The 17756-nt window shown below is 64.3% G+C and carries 13 protein-coding genes; 6 read left to right on the top strand and 7 right to left on the bottom strand.

Annotated features, from left to right (window positions below):
* Nucleotides 1-694 precede the first annotated feature (694 nt).
* The 3 genes from ACFVJ5_RS30525 to ACFVJ5_RS30515 are packed head-to-tail and all read right to left on the bottom strand — an operon-like array spanning nt 695 to nt 6261.
* Nucleotides 695-3574: a CHAT domain-containing protein gene (locus ACFVJ5_RS30525; protein WP_379225437.1), complete on the bottom strand. Its 2880-nt coding sequence runs from the start codon at nt 3572-3574 to the stop codon at nt 695-697.
* Nucleotides 3575-3586: 12 nt separating this feature from the next.
* Nucleotides 3587-4492 (bottom strand): hypothetical protein, encoded by a 906-nt coding sequence (locus ACFVJ5_RS30520; protein ID WP_379225435.1) that lies wholly within the window; start codon nt 4490-4492, stop codon nt 3587-3589.
* On the bottom strand, nt 4489-6261 hold the full coding sequence (locus tag ACFVJ5_RS30515; RefSeq protein WP_379225433.1) for a hypothetical protein: 1773 nt from the start codon (nt 6259-6261) through the stop codon (nt 4489-4491). Before ACFVJ5_RS30515 ends, ACFVJ5_RS30520 begins: the two co-directional genes overlap by 4 nt.
* Before the next feature lie 563 nt (nt 6262-6824).
* Here ACFVJ5_RS30515 and ACFVJ5_RS30510 point away from each other — a divergent pair.
* The 4 genes from ACFVJ5_RS30510 (at nt 6825) to ACFVJ5_RS30495 (ending at nt 11384) form a co-directional block, all read left to right on the top strand.
* Nucleotides 6825-8180 (top strand): hypothetical protein, encoded by a 1356-nt coding sequence (locus tag ACFVJ5_RS30510; RefSeq protein ID WP_379225431.1) that lies wholly within the window; start codon nt 6825-6827, stop codon nt 8178-8180.
* Between the two features lie 7 nt (nt 8181-8187).
* Nucleotides 8188-8967: a reprolysin-like metallopeptidase gene (locus tag ACFVJ5_RS30505; RefSeq protein WP_379225429.1), complete on the top strand. Its 780-nt coding sequence runs from the start codon at nt 8188-8190 to the stop codon at nt 8965-8967.
* 128 nt (nt 8968-9095) lie between these two features.
* Nucleotides 9096-10061, top strand: a complete 966-nt coding sequence (locus tag ACFVJ5_RS30500; protein WP_379225427.1) for a HEAT repeat domain-containing protein — start codon at nt 9096-9098, stop codon at nt 10059-10061.
* An 858-nt stretch (nt 10062-10919) separates the two neighbouring features.
* Complete coding sequence (locus tag ACFVJ5_RS30495) at nt 10920-11384, top strand: RDD family protein (RefSeq protein ID WP_379225649.1); 465 nt, start codon at nt 10920-10922, stop codon at nt 11382-11384.
* A gap of 112 nt (nt 11385-11496) precedes the next feature.
* Here ACFVJ5_RS30495 and ACFVJ5_RS30490 read toward each other — a convergent pair whose 3' ends face one another.
* From ACFVJ5_RS30490 to ACFVJ5_RS30475, 4 genes are all read right to left on the bottom strand, one after another.
* Complete coding sequence (locus tag ACFVJ5_RS30490; protein WP_379225425.1) at nt 11497-12480, bottom strand: TauD/TfdA family dioxygenase; 984 nt, start codon at nt 12478-12480, stop codon at nt 11497-11499.
* 40 nt (nt 12481-12520) lie between these two features.
* Nucleotides 12521-13633: a hypothetical protein gene (locus ACFVJ5_RS30485; RefSeq protein ID WP_379225423.1), complete on the bottom strand. Its 1113-nt coding sequence runs from the start codon at nt 13631-13633 to the stop codon at nt 12521-12523.
* 265 nt (nt 13634-13898) lie between these two features.
* Nucleotides 13899-14090, bottom strand: coding sequence for a ferredoxin (locus ACFVJ5_RS30480; RefSeq protein WP_379225421.1), 192 nt, complete (start codon nt 14088-14090; stop codon nt 13899-13901).
* Entirely contained in the window at nt 14087-15514 is a 1428-nt protein-coding gene (locus tag ACFVJ5_RS30475; RefSeq protein ID WP_379225419.1) for a cytochrome P450, read from the bottom strand. The genes ACFVJ5_RS30480 and ACFVJ5_RS30475 overlap by 4 nt, the downstream gene beginning before the upstream one ends.
* A 109-nt stretch (nt 15515-15623) precedes the next feature.
* Here ACFVJ5_RS30475 and ACFVJ5_RS30470 point away from each other — a divergent pair, with 109 nt between their 5' ends.
* Both ACFVJ5_RS30470 and ACFVJ5_RS30465 read left to right on the top strand, forming a co-directional pair.
* On the top strand, nt 15624-16274 hold the full coding sequence (locus ACFVJ5_RS30470) for a TetR/AcrR family transcriptional regulator (protein ID WP_379225417.1): 651 nt from the start codon (nt 15624-15626) through the stop codon (nt 16272-16274).
* Between the two features lie 335 nt (nt 16275-16609).
* The gene (locus ACFVJ5_RS30465; RefSeq protein WP_379225415.1) at nt 16610-17695 is read left to right on the top strand and encodes a hypothetical protein; all 1086 of its coding nucleotides are present in this window, start codon (nt 16610-16612) and stop codon (nt 17693-17695) included.
* Nucleotides 17696-17756 lie beyond the last annotated feature (61 nt).

Genomic DNA, 17756 nt, shown 5'->3' with positions numbered 1-17756 from the left:
GGACAACTGGAACCCTTGCTCAGGTGGTCACAGGTTCAAATCCTGTCAGCTCGACAGTGAAAACCCCCTCTGACCTCGGTCGGAGGGGGTTTTCTCGTACCCGGAGATTTGACGGTTTTTTCCCTGCCCACCACAGAAACCCCTCATTTTTGAATCTGATCGGTTGTCCACAAGGACGGATGCTCCTCGTGTGTCCCAGTCCTTCGGGCTACAGCCGGGTCGGCATATCTCAACGGCGCCTCGGTGAGCCTCGCCACCTCGCCCTCGCCGATCAGGGGGAGGACCTGTAGTAGGCGCAGTCCGGTGGCCAGCCGCGAGCGGGTGAATTTCCTTCGTGTGCGCAGCAAGTGCTCCCGCGAATTCGACGATGCTTGCCCGAGTGGAGGTCAACGTGGCTCCGCCGGGGATGAATTGGTATGCATCGGCCGCGTAGGCGCGGGTGACCGCGAAGCCGAAGTTGCGTTCGACCCAGGTCAGACGGTGTGCTTGATCCTGTGAGTCGAGATCTGTTGAGTTGCTACCCAGGGTAATTGGCACTCGGCACCCGTAGGTGGTCGTGTCGGCCTCGGGTGATCGGGCGGTGCAGAATAGCGTGAACGGTGTCGCAATCCGGTAGCACAGCACTGGTTTCGGCGTGGCCGGTTAGGACCCCATTCAGGTGCAAGATTTCCCGCTCTGCCGGGAGCGAGCACGGCTACCTGCCACCCGGCGGAAGGTCCGCCTTTCGGAATCGATTGGCCACAAGAGAATTCATCCAGAACGGCCATCGTCTTCGTGGCGTGGCCGAGATAAGTGGTGTGGTGTCACCGATTACAGCGAACCCGGACCAATAGTAGGGGTGGGCCCAACGTTCCACGCGAGCGACTTGGGTTGCGGCCCGCGCGAGAGCGACGTCGACGCGCTCCGCGTTGCGCAGATGTAAGTGCAGTCGGAGCATCAACGCGGCCGTCGACTCGTCGTCCACCGGCCACAGACTGACCACCAGTGCGCGCACGCCCGCTCGCAGTAGCGCGGACGCCAACCCGAGGGCGTTGTCCCCGGGCAGGTAGGAGTCGCGTCCGGTTCGGCACGCGGACAAGACGACCAACTCTACGGCCATGTTCTCGTCCAATAGCTCGTGCGCGCGCAGGTTCCCATCGGCGAGGCACACACCGGACTCGAGCGGATTATCCCGCACATAGAAGGCGTGGCATGCCATGTGTACCAGCTTCGCGCAGGCGAATGCCCGTGCTGCGGTGGCCAGGTCGGCGGCTGGCCCGGTCCGCGCGCGAACCCGCCAGATCCGCGCCACCTCTTCGGCCTCAGCGCGAGCGTGTTGCAGCGATCCGTCCGGATCGCCGAAGACGCGGCACCCGATCCGTTTCGCCGGCACCCGTGAAATCCGCTCCACCGCGACGGATAATGTCGGAACTATACTGATTGCAAGTCCACTGCCGAAGCCTACGAACGAACCCCGTGCCAGCAGAGCGGGCCACGGCAGTATCGGCAGGGCGCTGGTGGACGACACCACCAGCCGGTGTATCCCGGAGAGGTGTTCGGCAGCGGCGGAGATGGGCAGCTGGAGCCGTGTGTCCCAGGTCTGGTGGCGCGGCGTGCACGGGTTGTGCGCCCCGAGTTCGGTGCGGATTCGGTCCTCGATATCCAGAGCGACTCCGCGACCGAACCCGGTCCAAACAACCGACGGAACCCCGTCACCACCCCGGAATACGAACGCGGCGACCTCGACGTCGCCGTCCACGTTGCCGGGTTCGGGCGAGGCTCGATGAACGAGAGACCATGCCAGCACCCCCGTTTCGGCGTCGGAGTCCGTCGCGGCGTCGTGGATCTCGGACCACGACGCCGCCCGACCACGACGGAATGCTACGTGACGGCGTCCGTACTCACCCCATGCCTCGATCCGGTGCCATACCTCGTCGAGTTCGAGACGACTGCTGCGCCATGCGGAATTCTTGGCACGCCGCCACATCTGTGGATGGTCGAGCGTCGGTCCGTTACTGGTCCGGATCGCCAACCCAGCGCCGAGGATCGAACCGGTGGGTGCCGCTTCGGTTCGGATCTCCCGAACCTCCCGCATATCCCACTCATCGAGGATGTGCTGTTCCCGCTTCCACAGTTCGGCCGGAATCTCGCGTGCTCTGTCCACCGGAAGCCGACGCAGCGCGGCGCCGAGAAATCCGGCCTTCGCCGATTCCGATATCACAAGTGCGTCGGCGATACGCCCGGCCGACACCAGGGCGCCGACCTCACGGCAGATGAGTTCTTGGCGGCGCTGTTCGATCTGCAGGCGCTGCGACACAGGCAAATCGCGCATGTAGTCTTCGAGATTCATTCGGGCCCGCCCATAGAGATCCGCGGCGTCGAGAGCGTTGCTGACCGGGTCGACGGCTGCCACGCGGGCGTGGTCCAGGCATACGATGGCGGCGCGGTGGAGCAGAACATCAGCGAGACCGCTCAGCACATCGGGCAGCACCCGGGTATCGATATCGATCACCTCGCGCCACACCTGTTCTGCCTGTGCCAAGTCTTCGTCGGTCGGTGCGAGTCGATATCGGTCGACCAGCGACCGGGCCAGGTTCGCCGAGAGCCTAGACCAGGTGTCAGTGCCAGAGGCAACCAATCGCCTTGCTTCCGTGCCGTAGTCGACGGCGAAGTTCACCTCAGTCAGCGGCGTGTGCGAGCGACACGCCCGCGCGGCATGCGTGCTCGCCAATGCGTCCAACGCCGCGGCGAGCCGCGCCTTGGCGGATTCGATCCGCGATCCGGAGCCCTCAATATCGCCCAGTGCGTCACGCGCGAGACTCACGGCCTCCTTGAGAATCTGTTCGGACTCGTCCAACTCCACGCCGTGGCGCAATGCTGCACCGAGCGACGTCAATACGTGCGGGCGATCCGGCGATCCGGGAGGTGTCAACTCGACTGCGGAGCGAAAACCTTCGATCTCCTGGACAACGTCCTCATGGTCGCGGTAGCGGCTGTATCGGATGCGGTGAACAGCTGCGATCGCCAGTCTGCCGCGCAGATCCAACAGTTCGCCACCCGTGGCTTTGCGCGATATCCCTTTGGCCATTTCCACGGCTTCCTCGAGTGGCAGCGGGTCGTTCATCACCTCCGCCTGCACGCACATGACCTCGACGAGGTCGCACTCGAGGTCCAGCCGCGCCCGGGTCCCCGCAGCGGCGAGGCCGAGCGCTCGCTCGACACTATTTCTCGCGGCGAGCAGATGGTCGACAATGCCGGTCCTCTCAAAACCGACGCGGTACACATACGCGAGATTGCGCACCAAATCCGACGAGCCGGGACGACTCAGGTCAGCGGTGTCGATCGACTCCCGTGCGAATTCAATCGCATCGGCGAGATCGGCGGGTGCGCCGCCCGCCTCGTAGCGGTATCGCTTCGCCTCTGCGAGCTGTCCGAGGCGACGGCTGCGCCTGGTGCGGTCGGTGGTCAGGGCGACCGCCGTCTCGAACAAGTCGACGGCTGCGTCGAGGGCGCCCAGGTCAGCGGTGCTGCGGAATCGAAGCACCTGCTGGCAGCCCGCTCGCGCCGCCGTGGCATCGGCAGAGTCCGGGGTCATGACGGGCGTGGATCAACCGACGAGCGCATCGTGGATCAGCTTCGCGACGTCACGGTCATCGAGATATCCGGTGATGCCGTGCCGATTGGTGGTGTGGTTGTTCACGTCGGTTCTGTTCTCGATCGTCGGTTCCTCCGGGTTGAGCGGGAAGTGTTGCGGTGTCAGTGGATACAGCGCCACCACGTCGCGGTCGTCCATCGCGTTGTGCCACCGGCCGACGCATTCCGGACACCGCGTTGTCGCGAAGTTCTTGATCGTCTTGCGGATCTCGGTCACGGCGAGCGGCGACCCCAGGGTCACGAAGAGGGGAACGTTCCAATCCCGCAGGTGTCCCTCCGCCCGAAGCATCTTGTAGCCGATGATGGTGCCGAGCGAATGCGCCACGACGACCGATTCGGTTCCCGGTTTCATCGCCTGAGCGATTCCGGTCTCGATCGCCTCGCGGATCGCCGCGTTCCGAAGATATTGATACACATCGAGAGTGAACAGCGCGATGCTCGCCCCGCTTCCCTGCGGCACGTTGCGGTCGACCGCCCGCAGGATCGCTTGCGTCCATTCCCAGTTGAGCGGGCCCTTCTCGACGACATCCTGACCCGTGACCGCCGCCAACTGGTCGCGTGTAATGTTGTTCTGGACCCGGATCTCCTCCAATACTGCTCTGATGAAGCGCTGCTCGTCGTCATTGGTGTCCTGGCCACGGACGACGACAGCTGCGGCCTCCTGATCGGATCTGCCGGAAACCAGGTCGTTGAGGGTGTCACCGTAGTACGGGAACCGAACATCTGCCTCGTCGATCGGCAGACTCAGATTGCTCTTCGCCAGGCCCGTTGCGAGGGCGTTGAGCCATTCTGCCTTCAGCGCCACAGAATTCTTGTGTTCCTGGGCGCGTCCGTGGATCAGAACCAATTGTCGAGTCATTTCAGCTCCCCGGTTGAGAGTGCGTTGTGAAGTTTCCGCACCCCGCCCGGCCGATACAGCGACCACACGGAGTCCACGAGATCATTGTCGAGGCCGTCGAGGTCTGGATGGAGTCGAAATCGGTGTGCTCGTAGCAATGGCCAGCCCTGGGCGAACATCGGGACGGCAGGCAAAGTATTCGTAGCTTCCGCCGATCCGTCCACCAGATTGCGGCCGAGTAGCTCGAGGTCGAACAAGTGGACCTTCAGGTCCTGAGCCAGAAATGACGACATCTCGCGGATGTGGTCGATGTCCTGGAGATCGTAGTACGCGTACGCGGCGTAAAGCGCCAGCGCTGGATCGATTCCCTTCCCCCACTGCATACGTCTGGCCACGGTGGGCGCGTCCGCCGGGTCGAGTTGGTAGCGACCTTGCTGTGATGAGGCCGCGGCCACCGCCCGCAGCGCGCGGAGTTCCGTCATCCGGTCCGCGTACACCTGCCAACGCCATGAGTTGGCCGACGGCTCGTACGCGACGTCGACAAGCTCGCCGTTGTCGACGGTCAACGCCGCGATGAATCCGGCAATGGCGGGAATGACTGTGCCACTACCGTTCTCGAACCGCACCAGGATGCTGCATCCGCCGCTCCGCAGACCTTCCACCCGCACGAGGTCGCCTTGCGTCGATCGCGAAGCCTGCACAGTCGGAGCGAAAACGCCTTGGATCCGGGCGCCTCGGATCTTTATGCCGCAGCCGGTCTCGAAATGGTCAGGACCGAATCGCGGTGCGACGGCGTCGAGCGTGACCGAGAATCCGGCACTGACGGCGGGTGATCGACGAGAACGCGCCACCGTATCGTCCCAATCGACCGGGGTTACCTCAAGCGCGGCACGTGTCAAGTCCACCACGGTCTCGCGGAAGGTCGGTGGCGCCCGGCGAATCCGCCCGGTCGCTTCGAGCGGACTCGGATCGTCGCGGGCCACCTGTGGCACGCCGTCGATCCGGGCCAGCCAGGCGTTCTCGGAGGTGATGATGGCATCCGGATTCTGGTTCACCATCCGCTCGAGCCCCAGCGCTCGGACACGCTGCGGAATCTCCGCCTCGAGAAAGCGCTTCAGAGCCCGAACTTTGAGATAGCGCGCATCATCGCCGTTCCCGCTGAGCCGCTCGAGGATGTCCGAACGGGATCCGTGCAAGGCGTCGATGAGCGCCCGGGTATACACAGCGGTGTAGTTCCGCGCGGTCTTCGTCGGATCACGCAACTCCGTGGCGGCACTGCCCCGCAGACAGGCGAAGAACTGGTCTACCGGGTTGGACAGCACTGCCGCACCCTCATTCGGAAAGATGCTGTCCCCGCGAACCGCTTGCGCCTGAATGCCCTCTGCCGCAACTCGACATGCGTCCGAGATGACGACCACGTGGGGGATCCCACAGAAGCGCGCAAGTTCGACGCTGATGGTGACGTCGACGGCCGCGTTCGATCTCCTCGGCGCTTCCGAAAGAAGCCAGTGCTCGTTTCGATTTATATTCACGCCGTGACCTGCGTAGTACACGATTAGCTGGTCGACCCCCGGCCCCCCGATAATTTCGTCGATCGCAGTGAAGATCTCGTCCGGCGTCACTGTCCGATTGTTTGCATCCGTGATGAGCTTCGCGGTGACGTTGTCCTTCATGCCCTGCCCGAGCGCCCAAGCGTGCATGCTCGCGGCGCCGGATGCCGCGTCACTGAGTTCATGCAGATTCCCTGTTCGGTCCACACCGATGAATACGCCTGCACGGATCACGGCCATACTCCACTCGCCACGATGAGATCTGGATGGATCGGCACTGCGAATAACGGTAGCGCCCTCGAATATCGTCCACGTAGCGATTCGGCACCTATCGCGAACTGAACTTTTGCTAACGATTGCCGGACGGCGGAAGGTTCGCCTGCGGCCATGGACGACGACCCCAATCGGTTCCACCATTCCCGCCGTCGACTCCAGTGAAGCCCGCCGGACCGACGAGTCCGAGTCAAGACAACTCGGTTCCGGACACGGTTTCCGACGCTGCGCAGAGTTCGCGGAATGCGGGTCCTTTGAGACGAGGTTCAACACCGGCAACCGGTGGCAGTCGGTGCGGGTGCCCAAGGTTCATCTAGTTGAGAAGAACCTGTATTGCGCTGCTGATCGGCTGGTAGAGAGAGATCGTTTATGCGGCAGATCTTGCCACTGGTTTGGCCGACGGACAGTTGATTGCCGAGTGTGAGTCATGGACGTGACCGGTGAAAACAGGTAGCCGACTACTCGTGCGTTTGATTGATTTCGTCATCAGAATTCTATTCGAGCCTCGCACTGGTAGGGAAGTGGTCAGAATGGTGAATCTACGGATCGATCAGGCGTTGAATACGGTCGCCCAGACGGTTGAGGATCAGGGTGGAAATAGCAGCGTACTGGCGCTCTCATCGACAGCAGTCGGTATCGGAACCTCGTCACCAGCAGAGCTACTACAGGTTGCCGGGAACGTGCGGCTCGAGCGGAACGGCAGCCCGAAGTTGTCGATTCGGTCGCGGGGAAGCGGTTCCCAGCACTACAGCCTGCGCGCGACGAACGATGCCGATGCGGCCGGAGGTGCCCGCTTCGCGATCAGGAATGAGGGCCAAGATCGAGACGACCTCGTACTCGACAGCGCCGGCAACATCCAGATCCCGGGGAACGTGCGGCTCGAGCGGAACGGCAGCCCGAAGTTGTCGATTCGGTCGCGGGGAAACGGTACCCAGCACTACAGCCTGCGCGCGACGAACGATGCCGATGCGGCCGGAGGCGCCCGCTTCGCGATCAGGAACGAAAACCAAGATCGAGACGACCTCATGCTCGACAGCGCCGGCAACATCCAGATCTCAGGCGACATCCAGATCGCCGGGGACGTGCGGCTCAGCAGGAGACTCTTCGGCGGGCTGGCGCAGATCTTCCAACTCAGCGTGTCCCAGGCCTTGACCTTCGGGACCACTGTAATGAGAGTTGGGGCGAAGCTCGCGCCGGGGCGAATCGATATCATCGACAGAAATGACCGGCAGGCAATCACTCTTTCGAGCAGCAGCGACGGCGGCGCGGCCCTGACCGTAGGAGCGATCGAAAGCGAGGGCAACATCACCGTCGTTGACGGCACGGGGGAGAAGGTACTCACCTTTGATGGCGGCAGCGCCACCCTCGCCGTCGGCCCCACCGTGCCCGGCCTGGGGGCGAGGGACGGCGACATTGTTGTCAATGATCGCGATGGGGTTCGGCGTATTCACCTCGACGGAAACAGCGGTGACATAAGCCTGATGGGGGCCGATCTGGCAGAGGACTTCGAAACCGCAACCCCGGTCGAGCCCGGTTCGGTGCTGGTTTCCGTCGGGCCAGACGAGGTTGCCCCGGCCACTGAGGCGCTCGACCGGCGGGTTATCGGCGTGGCCTCCGGCGCAGGAGGCTGGCGGGCCGGGCTTCGGCTCGGCGCTCGCCCGGGCGAGCGCCGCGTGCCGGTGGCACTCGTGGGTCGGGTGTATTGCCAGGCGGACGCCGGACACGGTGCCATCGCGGCCGGCGATCTGCTCACTACCTCGCCAACCGTCGGTCATGCGATGCGTGTCGATGACCCCGCCGCGGCGGTCGGGGCAATCCTCGGCAAAGCCCTGGCGCCCCTCTTGGGCGGAACCGGGCTGATCCCTGTGCTGTTGACACATCAGTAGGCGCAAGATGGCTACCCTCAGCGTGCGCGATATCGCAACTACTTGCCTCGGCAAGTCCGGTGACATATCCATAGATACTGACGTGTATGGATACATTTTCCGTTTCACCGATGGGTCGGTCTTCGGTCCGCTCGGGCCCACCGACTCGTTTCCCGGTTCCGGCCAACCGACCACCCGGTCGCTGAGGCGCCACCTCGAGACGATCTCTGGCGAAGCGATCGATCTCTTCGTGTTCCTAGTCGGTCACGAGAACGACTTTTCAGGTTTCGTGACCGAGAGCAACGTTACCGAGATGCAGTACGCCCTCCAGGTTGCCCGCGACGTGTACGCCCAAGTCGACCTGGGCATCCGCCAGATCAAATGGCTGCGCATCCCAGCCAGCCAGGCTACAAACGCTTACCTCAATCCCGCGGATGGTGCGGAGGCAGACAATCTCACCGACGACTTTTCGGGTCCAGACGGAGGTATCGATGTGTTCGTCGTGCAGTCGATCGGGAACGCGGGAGGCTTTTCAGCGGTGGGCGGGCCGTGCGACAAAAATGCCGCTAATACGATGTCCGGCGCTGTTCTCGAAGTCTCCAACTCACGCCGTTGGACAGGTATCGTCCTAGCCCACGAAGTCGGCCACTACCTCGGCCTTCCTACCGGGACAGTAACAACCAACCTGATGGGCGTCGACATCAATCCTCCCGATGGGATCGACGAAATCGGCATCAACAGCACCGACCTCACCAACGACCAGGGAACAACTATGCGCTCGCATTGCTCGGTCGATCCGCCCTGCTAGGAGAGATGATGGGAACGAACAACAACGGGCCTGGTCAGCCACGCCTTACACCGAGAATGCGCGATCTCATCACTCCCGGCCGCAACTCGCGACCGTCGGTCGGACATCTCTCGCCCACAGATGTCGAGATGCTCGTCGCGGTCGCTACACGCAGCCGCTCATTCGACGAGCCGGTAAGCCGATATCGCGCCATTCAAGCGCTCGCGGCCGGTGCGCGCCCCGAGGTGTCGGTGCCGATCCTCGGCCGAATCGTCGGCGAATCCGGAGCATCGAACACCGAACGTGTCACCGCAGCACGCGAACTCGGCCTCATCGCCACACCCGAAGCAGAGGATGCGCTTGTTCTCCAGATCCGTGATCAGGATCCTCTGGTGGAGCAGGCAGTACTCGCAGGGCTCGGCATGTTCGCCAGCCGATCCGTGCTGGGGGTGCTCGATCTCATCGAACCCGCGGCCCGGGCCGGACAGCAGCAGTTGACGCTCACCCGGGCGCTAATCGCCCACCGCTACGGACTCGATGGGCCGTTCATGCCCGAAGTCGAAGGCGTCCGGCGTCAGCCCGGTGAGATTGACCGAACCGTCACGCCCACGCTCCATGTCAAGACCGCCGGAGAGACCGCGAAGGATCGCGACCTGCTGAGTGGGTCGAACTACGGAATCCAGTTCGACGACCAGAGCTACGCACTCACATGCGGACGTGCGGAATGGACCGTATTCGTCAACCGCGAGATCGGCAGTTCGATGGCGACGTTCGGCCGTCTCTTCGAGCGCGCGTGGATCGTCGCCATCATGGGGCGGTGGAACCCTCAGCGCACCGCCAAATCGCGCGCATCACCGCAGTACCTCATTCTCACCCGACCCCGACCGTCCGGGGGCGGTGTGCGCATCAACGTGGTGCGCACTGACGGCGAACTGGTGTACACCGGAACTGTCGAGCAGGCCGATTCCACGCTTGCGTTCGTCATCACCGACGCCGAGCGACCAGCCGCCACGCCGACCTTCCTTGCTGGAAGCGTCAGAGCCAAGGGCGTCGAACTCGACGTCGGGGCCGTCTCTGCTACCCGTATCGGCACCCGCACAGCTGAATCAATCTGAGCCGGCTGTCTGTGGATGTGGTTCGGCCTGGAGCACAATCCGCGTGAGAGGGCCGTTGTACTGTGCGTGGACGAGAAATCGCCGATGGACCGTTCACAACCGGTGTTGCCGATGGTGCTTGGCATCCCATGTGCGCGACAGCCGGCGTTCACCTCGCGGATGGCGCCGAGCCCGTTCGGTTCGGTGTCGCCGGGCCGGACCACGGCGGCAGACACGATGCCGGGCACCAGCGCCAGCGCCGCATGGTCGGTGTAGGCGTCGAACACCACTTCGATCGGGGCGTCGATGCTGCGTTGCACTTTCACGACGGTCATGGACAGAAATCCCTTCGGTTCACCACGGTCCGGCTAGGACCGGGATGGGTTGGGCGGGGACGCGCATGGTGGTGTCGGCGTGCACAACCCTCGTTGCCGCTGGTGTCGAGCATGCTCATGGGAAGGATCCAGTCGAAGCTGTTGCCGGTGTCGGCCTCGGACGGGAGCGCGTCCTCGGCGACTGCGGCGGGAACTGCCTGTTCACGGGCGTGCCCCGATCCGAGAAATGACTCGCTTGAACCCTACGCGCAGGCATCGTGGTCAGACATGCCGAGCGGTTGGCTACCCGCCAGTACTCGCGTTTGGGAACCGAGGCTCTGCTACCGTGATTCTCCTGTTTGCCCAAAGTGTCTGGTAGCCAAGATGATTGAGATCAGTGATGAGGGTGGATGTCGTACGAGAGTGCACCGTTTTGGCGCCGACTGGCGGCGCGCCTTGTCGACCTCGCCGTCTGCCTGGCACTAACTTTCATCCTTTGCATTCCGACGGCACTCCTTGACATCGTGGCGGTTGCAGCACTTGGCCGCGAACAAAGGACGCCGTACTGACGGTCAGTGCCTGGGCCTGCTATTTTGCTGCCTACATCGGACTCGAAGTCTTCATGCTGCTACGCCGCGACGGCCAGACGATCGGCAAGGGTCTGCTCGGTATTCGCGTTGTCCCCGCTGACCCGTGGGCGCGTCCACGCCTCGAGCCTCACAGCGCGGCAATTCGGATGCTGATCATTTTCGCGCCATTTTTCTTCATGTCCGTCTCCGGTGGCAACCCAGACTCCGCCATCCTGAACATCCTGGCGATCGCGGCCTTGCTCTCCTTCCTCGTCAGCATCGTGTTGGCAGCAGTTCCGGCCAATGGGCGTCGCGCAATCCACGACCTCGTCAACGGAACTCGCGTCGTCCGCGCACCTAAACGCCGGGTCGAGTTGAAGAAGGACCTGATCATGGCACTCCCCGGCCGCATCGACTACAGCAATCATCGCAACGTCGATGCTTACGGCCCGCGCAGCTGAACAGTGCAGAACAAGCGTGGGCCACACTGACGCTCGGCCGTGCTCCCCGTGTGGGCGGGGATGAGCCCTCGGGTCGTGCCAGACGGCGGCGGTGACCCGCGGGGATCCCGGATCATCGGGTGAGGACGTACCCGTCGTCTGGTCGGTGGTCACGGGAACGGCGCAAGTCGGCGACGGCGAATGTGCGTTGTACCCAGCGGTCCGTGCCGTCGTAGCGAGGTCGGAAGGCGGTGCGGCCGTGGACGGTGACCCGATTGTCGATGATGGCCAGGTCGCCCGGGGTGAGCACCGTGGTGCGGGCGACAGAATCGCAAGCTCGGCCGAATTCGGTCAGCGCTGCCTCGGCGCGCGGCGTCAGCGCGGTGGTCGCGATCGTGGCCATCCTGATGTCGGGATCGTCGACCGCACCCGATAACAGTGGTTGCGGTGGGCGCACGGCGTTGTCGGTGGGGAACGACGGTGGCGGCGCGGTGATGAATTCTGGTGCGAACAGCGTTTCCCGGGCCGCTCGGCTGAGCAAGGGCAGCGCTTGACGCAGACAAGCGGTCCGCAGACCCGCGATCCGGTCGTGGTCGCCGCGGAGGCACAGCAGCAGCACGTAGTCGGGTTCGTGCAGGTGGAAGGCGTTCTCGTTGTGGAAGGTCAGCAACACCGAACCGGCGTTTCCGGAGAAGGATTCCCTGCCCCGCACGGGTACGACGTCTTGGACGAGTGCGCCGGACTTTTCAGCCAGATACGCGGTCGGGTCGCCGAGCCCGCAGGCGATCATGGTGAGGACGGCAGCGGAGACGACTGCCGCACGCTGCACGGAATCCGCTGTCGAAGGAGTGTCGGGCAGTCTCATCTCGTCGACCGGCAGGCCGTGGATGATCAACGATCCGCGCAGTCCGGAGTGTCGCCGGAACTGCCGAACGCCGCGCCGCAGCGACAGCGGTAGCGCATCCCAGGAGTCCCGGGCGCGCGCGACCCAGGTTGGGTCGTCCACCCGGTCCTGCTCGCCCCCGCACAGTGCCTGAGCGAGGTGGTCGATCTCCGTGGTCTCCGTCGGGGGCAACTCCAGGTCTGCGATATCGACGGTCTCCGCGATTTCATGCATCGACGCTCTCCGTTCGGTAGCAGGGCAACTGTTCGTCCGCTCAGCCATTCCGCAGGGCTGACACGGCGTTGGCGATGTAGTGATCGCCGAACCGGATCAGCGGTGCGTACTGGGCGGCCCGCCGATGGCGCATCAGCCGGAGCTCGCCGACGGCGTTGTCCGGGCCGGTGGGCAACTGCGCGATGGAACGGCGAAGGCGCACCATCGAATAGGCGAGCGTGACGTGACGTTCGCTGTCGACGAGGTCGGCTTCGAGCAGGGCATCACGGGCGGCGGCGAGCTCGGGATCGCGGGCGGCGAGCGCATCGTAGGAATCCGGAACCACGGTGAGTAGATCCTTCATCGCGCTGCGGAAAGTCTTGTAGCCGCGATGCTGTCGGCCACTCAACGGGGTCGACACCTCCGGGGGCTGCATGCTGGGGCGAACCGCGGCCATGTAGTAGTCCACCGGGATCGTGCTGGCGTGGATCATCGCCGCTGGGAAGCCACGCACATACGTGGTCGCGTGTTCGAGCCGCTCCAGTGCGGCGTCGGCCGCGCCGTGGCGGAGATGGCGGGCGGCATCGGTCACCGCGACCGCCGCGCAGATATTGAACAGGACGTGGACCTGGTGCCCGACGAGCCACCGCGCCGTCCACTCGCTCTCCAACGAAATGTTCTCAGCCACAGCGGGAACGGGGAACTGCTCGGTCGCCTCGTCGGTCTCCGTGGCGCCGGTCAGGTCGAGCACAGCCTGCCGCATCCCCGCGACTTCCACCGCCAAGTCCGCACCCGACAGCGGGGCCCTGCACAGGTCCGCCACACCGCGATGGATGACCAGAACACCGTGCAGCGCCGCCTGTTGATCGGACAACTCCACCTCACGGACCCGGAAGAACGACTGGCTCACCGACTCCGCGGGCAGATCCTCACCAACGATCGGCGGGGCCTGCGAGGTCAGAGCCTCGACCAGCTCGCCGACAGCGGCGACCCCCTGCCGCAACGCTGCGGTGCGCTCGACTGGACCGGAGTGGGTCGGTACCTGTGCCAGCACGGCCGCGGCCCGCGTCGCCGCGGACCGGACCACAGCGCTCAGGCACGCGACGGTTCCCCCGTCGGGCACCGTCCGGAACACAGCTACTGGCGGGCGCTGGACGGCAACCGGGGTATCCATCTGTCGAGAATATCCGCGGTCGTACCCCTTCGGTCAGCATTCGAAGAACTGAATCATGTTGACTCTGAGTAGCTTTCGAGCTCGCACGGCTGCGGCTCTGCGAACGATGTTGTCGCGGTGTTCATTCACCCCGCGCGCGACCACAGTGCGTCCGTCGTCTCGTGCAGCGCCGACGGGGACAGTTGAATTTGCCTGCACAGCAATAGGTGAAGGCGGCATGGCCGAAATCACGCCCGAAGAAACCGACCTCCGGCGCTAGTGTGCTTCAGTCGAACAGGCGCAGAGCCTCCACCGGGCAGCTGTCGACCGCCAGCCGCACGTCGTCGAGTTCGGCTTCGGCAACCTGGTCCGTCAGCACCGTCACGTTGCCTTCGTCGTCGACCCGGAATATGTCGGGCAGCAATGCTTCGCACATGCCGTGGCCCTCGCAACGGGTGCGGTCGGCGGCGATCTTCATGCGGACACCGAGGCGCCGAGGTGTTCGAGTCGGATGGGTAGGCCATCGAGGGGGACCGGGCCGGTCGCCCAGCCCATCGGCGGCGTGTAGTCGGCGGGCACGGTCCAGCGGTAGTGCAACAGCATGCGGTGCATGATCGCCTTGACTGTCATGCCGCCGAAATAGAGTCCGATGCATTTGTGTGCGCCACCACCGAAAGGGGCCCAGGTATAGCGGTGGGCCTTGTCCTCGTGCCGTTCGGCCGTGAACCGTTCGGGATCGAACACGTCGGGGTCGTTCCACCAGCGGGCCTGACGCATGGCCGAGTACGAGCCGATCATCACCAAGGTGTCAGCGGGGACGAACTGACCCTGAATCGCGGTATCCCGCACGGTTTCGCGGATCTGCTGCCCGACAGGGGAGTACATCCGCAGAATCTCTTTGAAGACCAGATCCAGGGTCGGCAGCCGGTCCAGATCGGCATAGTCGAGTGACTCCTTGCCCAGCGCCTGCGATTCGGCGCGCAGCCGGTCCTGCCATTCGGGATGCAACCCGAGCTGGTACCCCATCATCGACACCGCGATCGTGCTGGTGTCGTGCGCGCCGAGCAGGACGAAGATCAGATGGTCGACGATATCCTGGTCGGTGAATGTATGGCCCTCGTCGGATGCGGTGCGGCACAACACGCTGAACAGATCCTCGCCATTTCCCGCGCGTTTGGCAGGCAGCTCGCGACGACAGTGGTCTTCCAGCACTGCGCGCCCGCGCAGTCCGCGTGCCCACAGACCGCCGGGCAGATTCGTGCGCACCAGCGCCTGGCCGCCACGCACCGCATCGATGAACGCCCGCTCCAGCCCGGCGGCCTCCGACCCGAGATTCGCCCCCATGAACACTTCCGAGGACAAGCCGAGCAGCAGGCGTTTGGCCGCCGGATAGAGCTGGAAATCGCGATTCGGTGTCCAGTCGCGCATACCGCGCTCGATGGCCGGGCTGGTGATATCGAGATAGCCGACCAAACGCGGCCGGGTGAAGGCCTGCTGCAGAATCCGACGGTGGTAGCGGTGTTCCTCGAAGTCGCGCAGCAGGATGCCGCCGTGGAAGAACGGGCCGATGAAGAAGGTGTAGCCGCGCTGCGCGGAAAACACCTTGTCGCGGTCGGCGAGTACCTCTTCGGTGGCCTCCGGTCCGGAGACCATGACAACGCGTCGCCCGACCAGTCCGGCCCAGTGCACCGGCCCATACTTGTCGAAACGGCGGCGGGCGAAATCGAGACTGTCGCTCATCGCGGGTATTGCGTGCCCGATGAGCGGGACACCGTAATCGCCCATGATCGGACGTAATCCGCTGCCGGGCAGCGGGTCTGCCAGCGTGCGGGTCTGCGAAGGATATCGCTCGGCAAGAGCGGATACGGCGGATTTGGCCCGTCGGCCCAGGGTCGACATCATGTTCGTTGTCCTCTCGCACCGTTGCGATGTGGTGTGACTTGGAACATACAGGAATCAGTCGTTTCCGTAAACGATTGATTCCTGTTTCTGATGCGGCATACTGAGGGCTGTGACACGGGCAGCGACCGGCATCTATCGCGGCACCTCGGCCGAACAGCGACGCGACGAACGCCGCCAGCGGCTGATGGACGCTGCCCTCGACATCATCGGCACCCAGGGCTGGGCTGCGACCACCGTGCGCGGAGTCTGCGAACAGGCCAAGGTCGGTCCGCGGTTCTTCTACGAGAGCTTCGACGACCTCGACGCACTCGCCGCCGCCGTCCACGACGAGATCATCGAAACCGCGATCCGCAGCTCACTGGACGCACTCACCGCCGCACCGGATGACATCGCAGCCAAAACGCGGGCAGCCGTCACCGCCATCCTCAAATCCGTCGTCGACGACCCCCGCCGCGCCCGAATTGCTTTCGCCGAGGCGCACGGCAGCGAAATCCTGATGCGCCGCCGCGCCGCCGCCATGCGCACTATCGCCGACGTCGTCGCCGAACAGGAACGCGCACTGCTGGACCCGCCGGCAGGCAGTGAAACCCTGGTCCGTGCGGTCTCTCTGATGATCACCGGCGGCGCCGCCGAATTGGTCCTGGCCTGGCTCGACGGAGGTATGGACATCAGCCGCGACGAACTGATCAACCTGTGCGTCGAATTCGTGCTGACCTTTGCCGACAACCTGACCACGATGGCCGCCCGATTGGCGCATTGAACGCGCGCACCGGACGGTGGAACCTTCGGCGGCTAGGTTCTGTCTCCCAACCGAGTTTCCGGTTCTCCTCCGATAGGCCGTCGGGTCGGGCGTCATGTTCGCCGTGGCGACGACTGTCGGTGATCGATGACCCGCGGAAATTTGGTCAGCCGTAGTGCTGGGGTGGCTGTGATCTCGCGCGGATGGACGGCGGTCCGGACTAGGTCCGTTGCAGTGTGACGTCCCTTTCTGCGGGTGGCCGCATGACCAAGGCAGCGTCACGCGAAGCAGTTACTTACGTCGTTCGCTCTTGCTGTCTGGAGTTTGTGCCCAGCTCGAGCGGGTATGCGAGGGCGGTGGACGCGAACGAGCTCGGGAGAGCCGGTGCGGCTGGTGACCGGGTCTCGGTGTTGTTGATCGCGGATCCGGGCAAGCCGGCCGATGTCGCGGAACGCCTCGCGGAGTGCCTGCCGGGACGTCTGCAAGGCCGCGACAGGCTCGATCGCCGGTGGTCGACGTATGTGCGCCTCGAGCCCTACCTTCTCGCCGAGGGAACGGATTTCGCCGAGGTGATCGACGCGGTCGATGCGGCTGCGGAATCCGAAGACCTCGTCGTGTACCTCACCGATCTGCCGCGCCGTGAGGACACGCTTCCGGTGGTGGCCGATGTCAGTGCCGACCACCGATTCGCGCTCATCTCCGTGCCTGGGGTGGGTGGCTTCCGGATCGAGCGACGCGTCCGCACTGTCACCGAACTCGCGATCTCTCACATGCTCGGTGACCCGGAACTCGCGCCGCCCGGGGCGGCGCGACGGTTTCCGTCTGCGCCGATCGCGAGTGGCATCCGGTACTTCACACCCCCGGGACTGCGGCGATTGCGCCTGGTGTCGGGGATGGTGCGGGCCAACCGGCCGTGGCGACTGGTCACTGGACTCTCGAAGGTACTCGTCGGTGCGTTCGCCACCGGAGCGATCGCACTGGCCACCGACACGATTTGGATGTTCGCCGACACGATGGGCCCATGGCGGATGAGCGCAGCAACGGTCCTATCGGTCGTGGCGATGATTCTGTGGCTGATCCTCGACCACGAACTCTGGGAGCGACCGCAGTCGGCGGCCGAACGCGATCGATCAGTGTTGTACAACCTGGCGACCGTGATCACTCTGGGCGTCGGCGTCGGCGTCCTGCATGTGGCACTGTTCTGCCTGCTGCTGTTCACCGCGGGCCTGGCTCTTTCACCAGAACTTCTGTCCTCCGTTCTGGGTCACAGGGTGAACCTCTCCGATTACCTCACCCTTGCTTGGCTGCTGGCGTCTATCGCGACCATCGGTGGAGCGCTCGGGTCCGGTCTCGAGGACGACACTGCGGTCAAGGAGGCAACGTACGGGGCCCGCCAGCGCCGGCGCATCGACGAACAACGCAGTGGCTCGGACCGGGCGTGATGCCGGGGGTGCGGCACGCGTGTCCATCCTGTCAGCTTCGAGGAACCGCTCCGAGGGGCTC

The sequence above is a fragment of the Nocardia sp. NPDC127606 genome (assembly GCF_042671725.1).
GTDB lineage: Bacteria > Actinomycetota > Actinomycetes > Mycobacteriales > Mycobacteriaceae > Nocardia.
The sequence above is the reverse complement of the archived record's forward strand: the minus strand, read 5'-3'. Positions and strand labels throughout refer to the sequence as shown.

Bases quoted from the DNA above. Each gene is read 5' to 3' on its own strand.
- ACFVJ5_RS30525 (WP_379225437.1), bottom strand. From the start codon at position 3,574: ATGACCCCGGACTCTGCCGATGCCACGGCGGCGCGAGCGGGCTGCCAG.
- ACFVJ5_RS30520 (WP_379225435.1), bottom strand. From the start codon at position 4,492: ATGACTCGACAATTGGTTCTGATCCACGGACGCGCCCAGGAACACAAG.
- ACFVJ5_RS30515 (WP_379225433.1), bottom strand. From the start codon at position 6,261: ATGGCCGTGATCCGTGCAGGCGTATTCATCGGTGTGGACCGAACAGGG.
- ACFVJ5_RS30510 (WP_379225431.1), top strand. From the start codon at position 6,825: ATGGTGAATCTACGGATCGATCAGGCGTTGAATACGGTCGCCCAGACG.
- ACFVJ5_RS30505 (WP_379225429.1), top strand. From the start codon at position 8,188: ATGGCTACCCTCAGCGTGCGCGATATCGCAACTACTTGCCTCGGCAAG.
- ACFVJ5_RS30500 (WP_379225427.1), top strand. From the start codon at position 9,096: ATGCTCGTCGCGGTCGCTACACGCAGCCGCTCATTCGACGAGCCGGTA.
- ACFVJ5_RS30490 (WP_379225425.1), bottom strand. From the start codon at position 12,480: ATGCATGAAATCGCGGAGACCGTCGATATCGCAGACCTGGAGTTGCCC.
- ACFVJ5_RS30485 (WP_379225423.1), bottom strand. From the start codon at position 13,633: ATGGATACCCCGGTTGCCGTCCAGCGCCCGCCAGTAGCTGTGTTCCGG.
- ACFVJ5_RS30480 (WP_379225421.1), bottom strand. From the start codon at position 14,090: ATGAAGATCGCCGCCGACCGCACCCGTTGCGAGGGCCACGGCATGTGC.
- ACFVJ5_RS30475 (WP_379225419.1), bottom strand. From the start codon at position 15,514: ATGATGTCGACCCTGGGCCGACGGGCCAAATCCGCCGTATCCGCTCTT.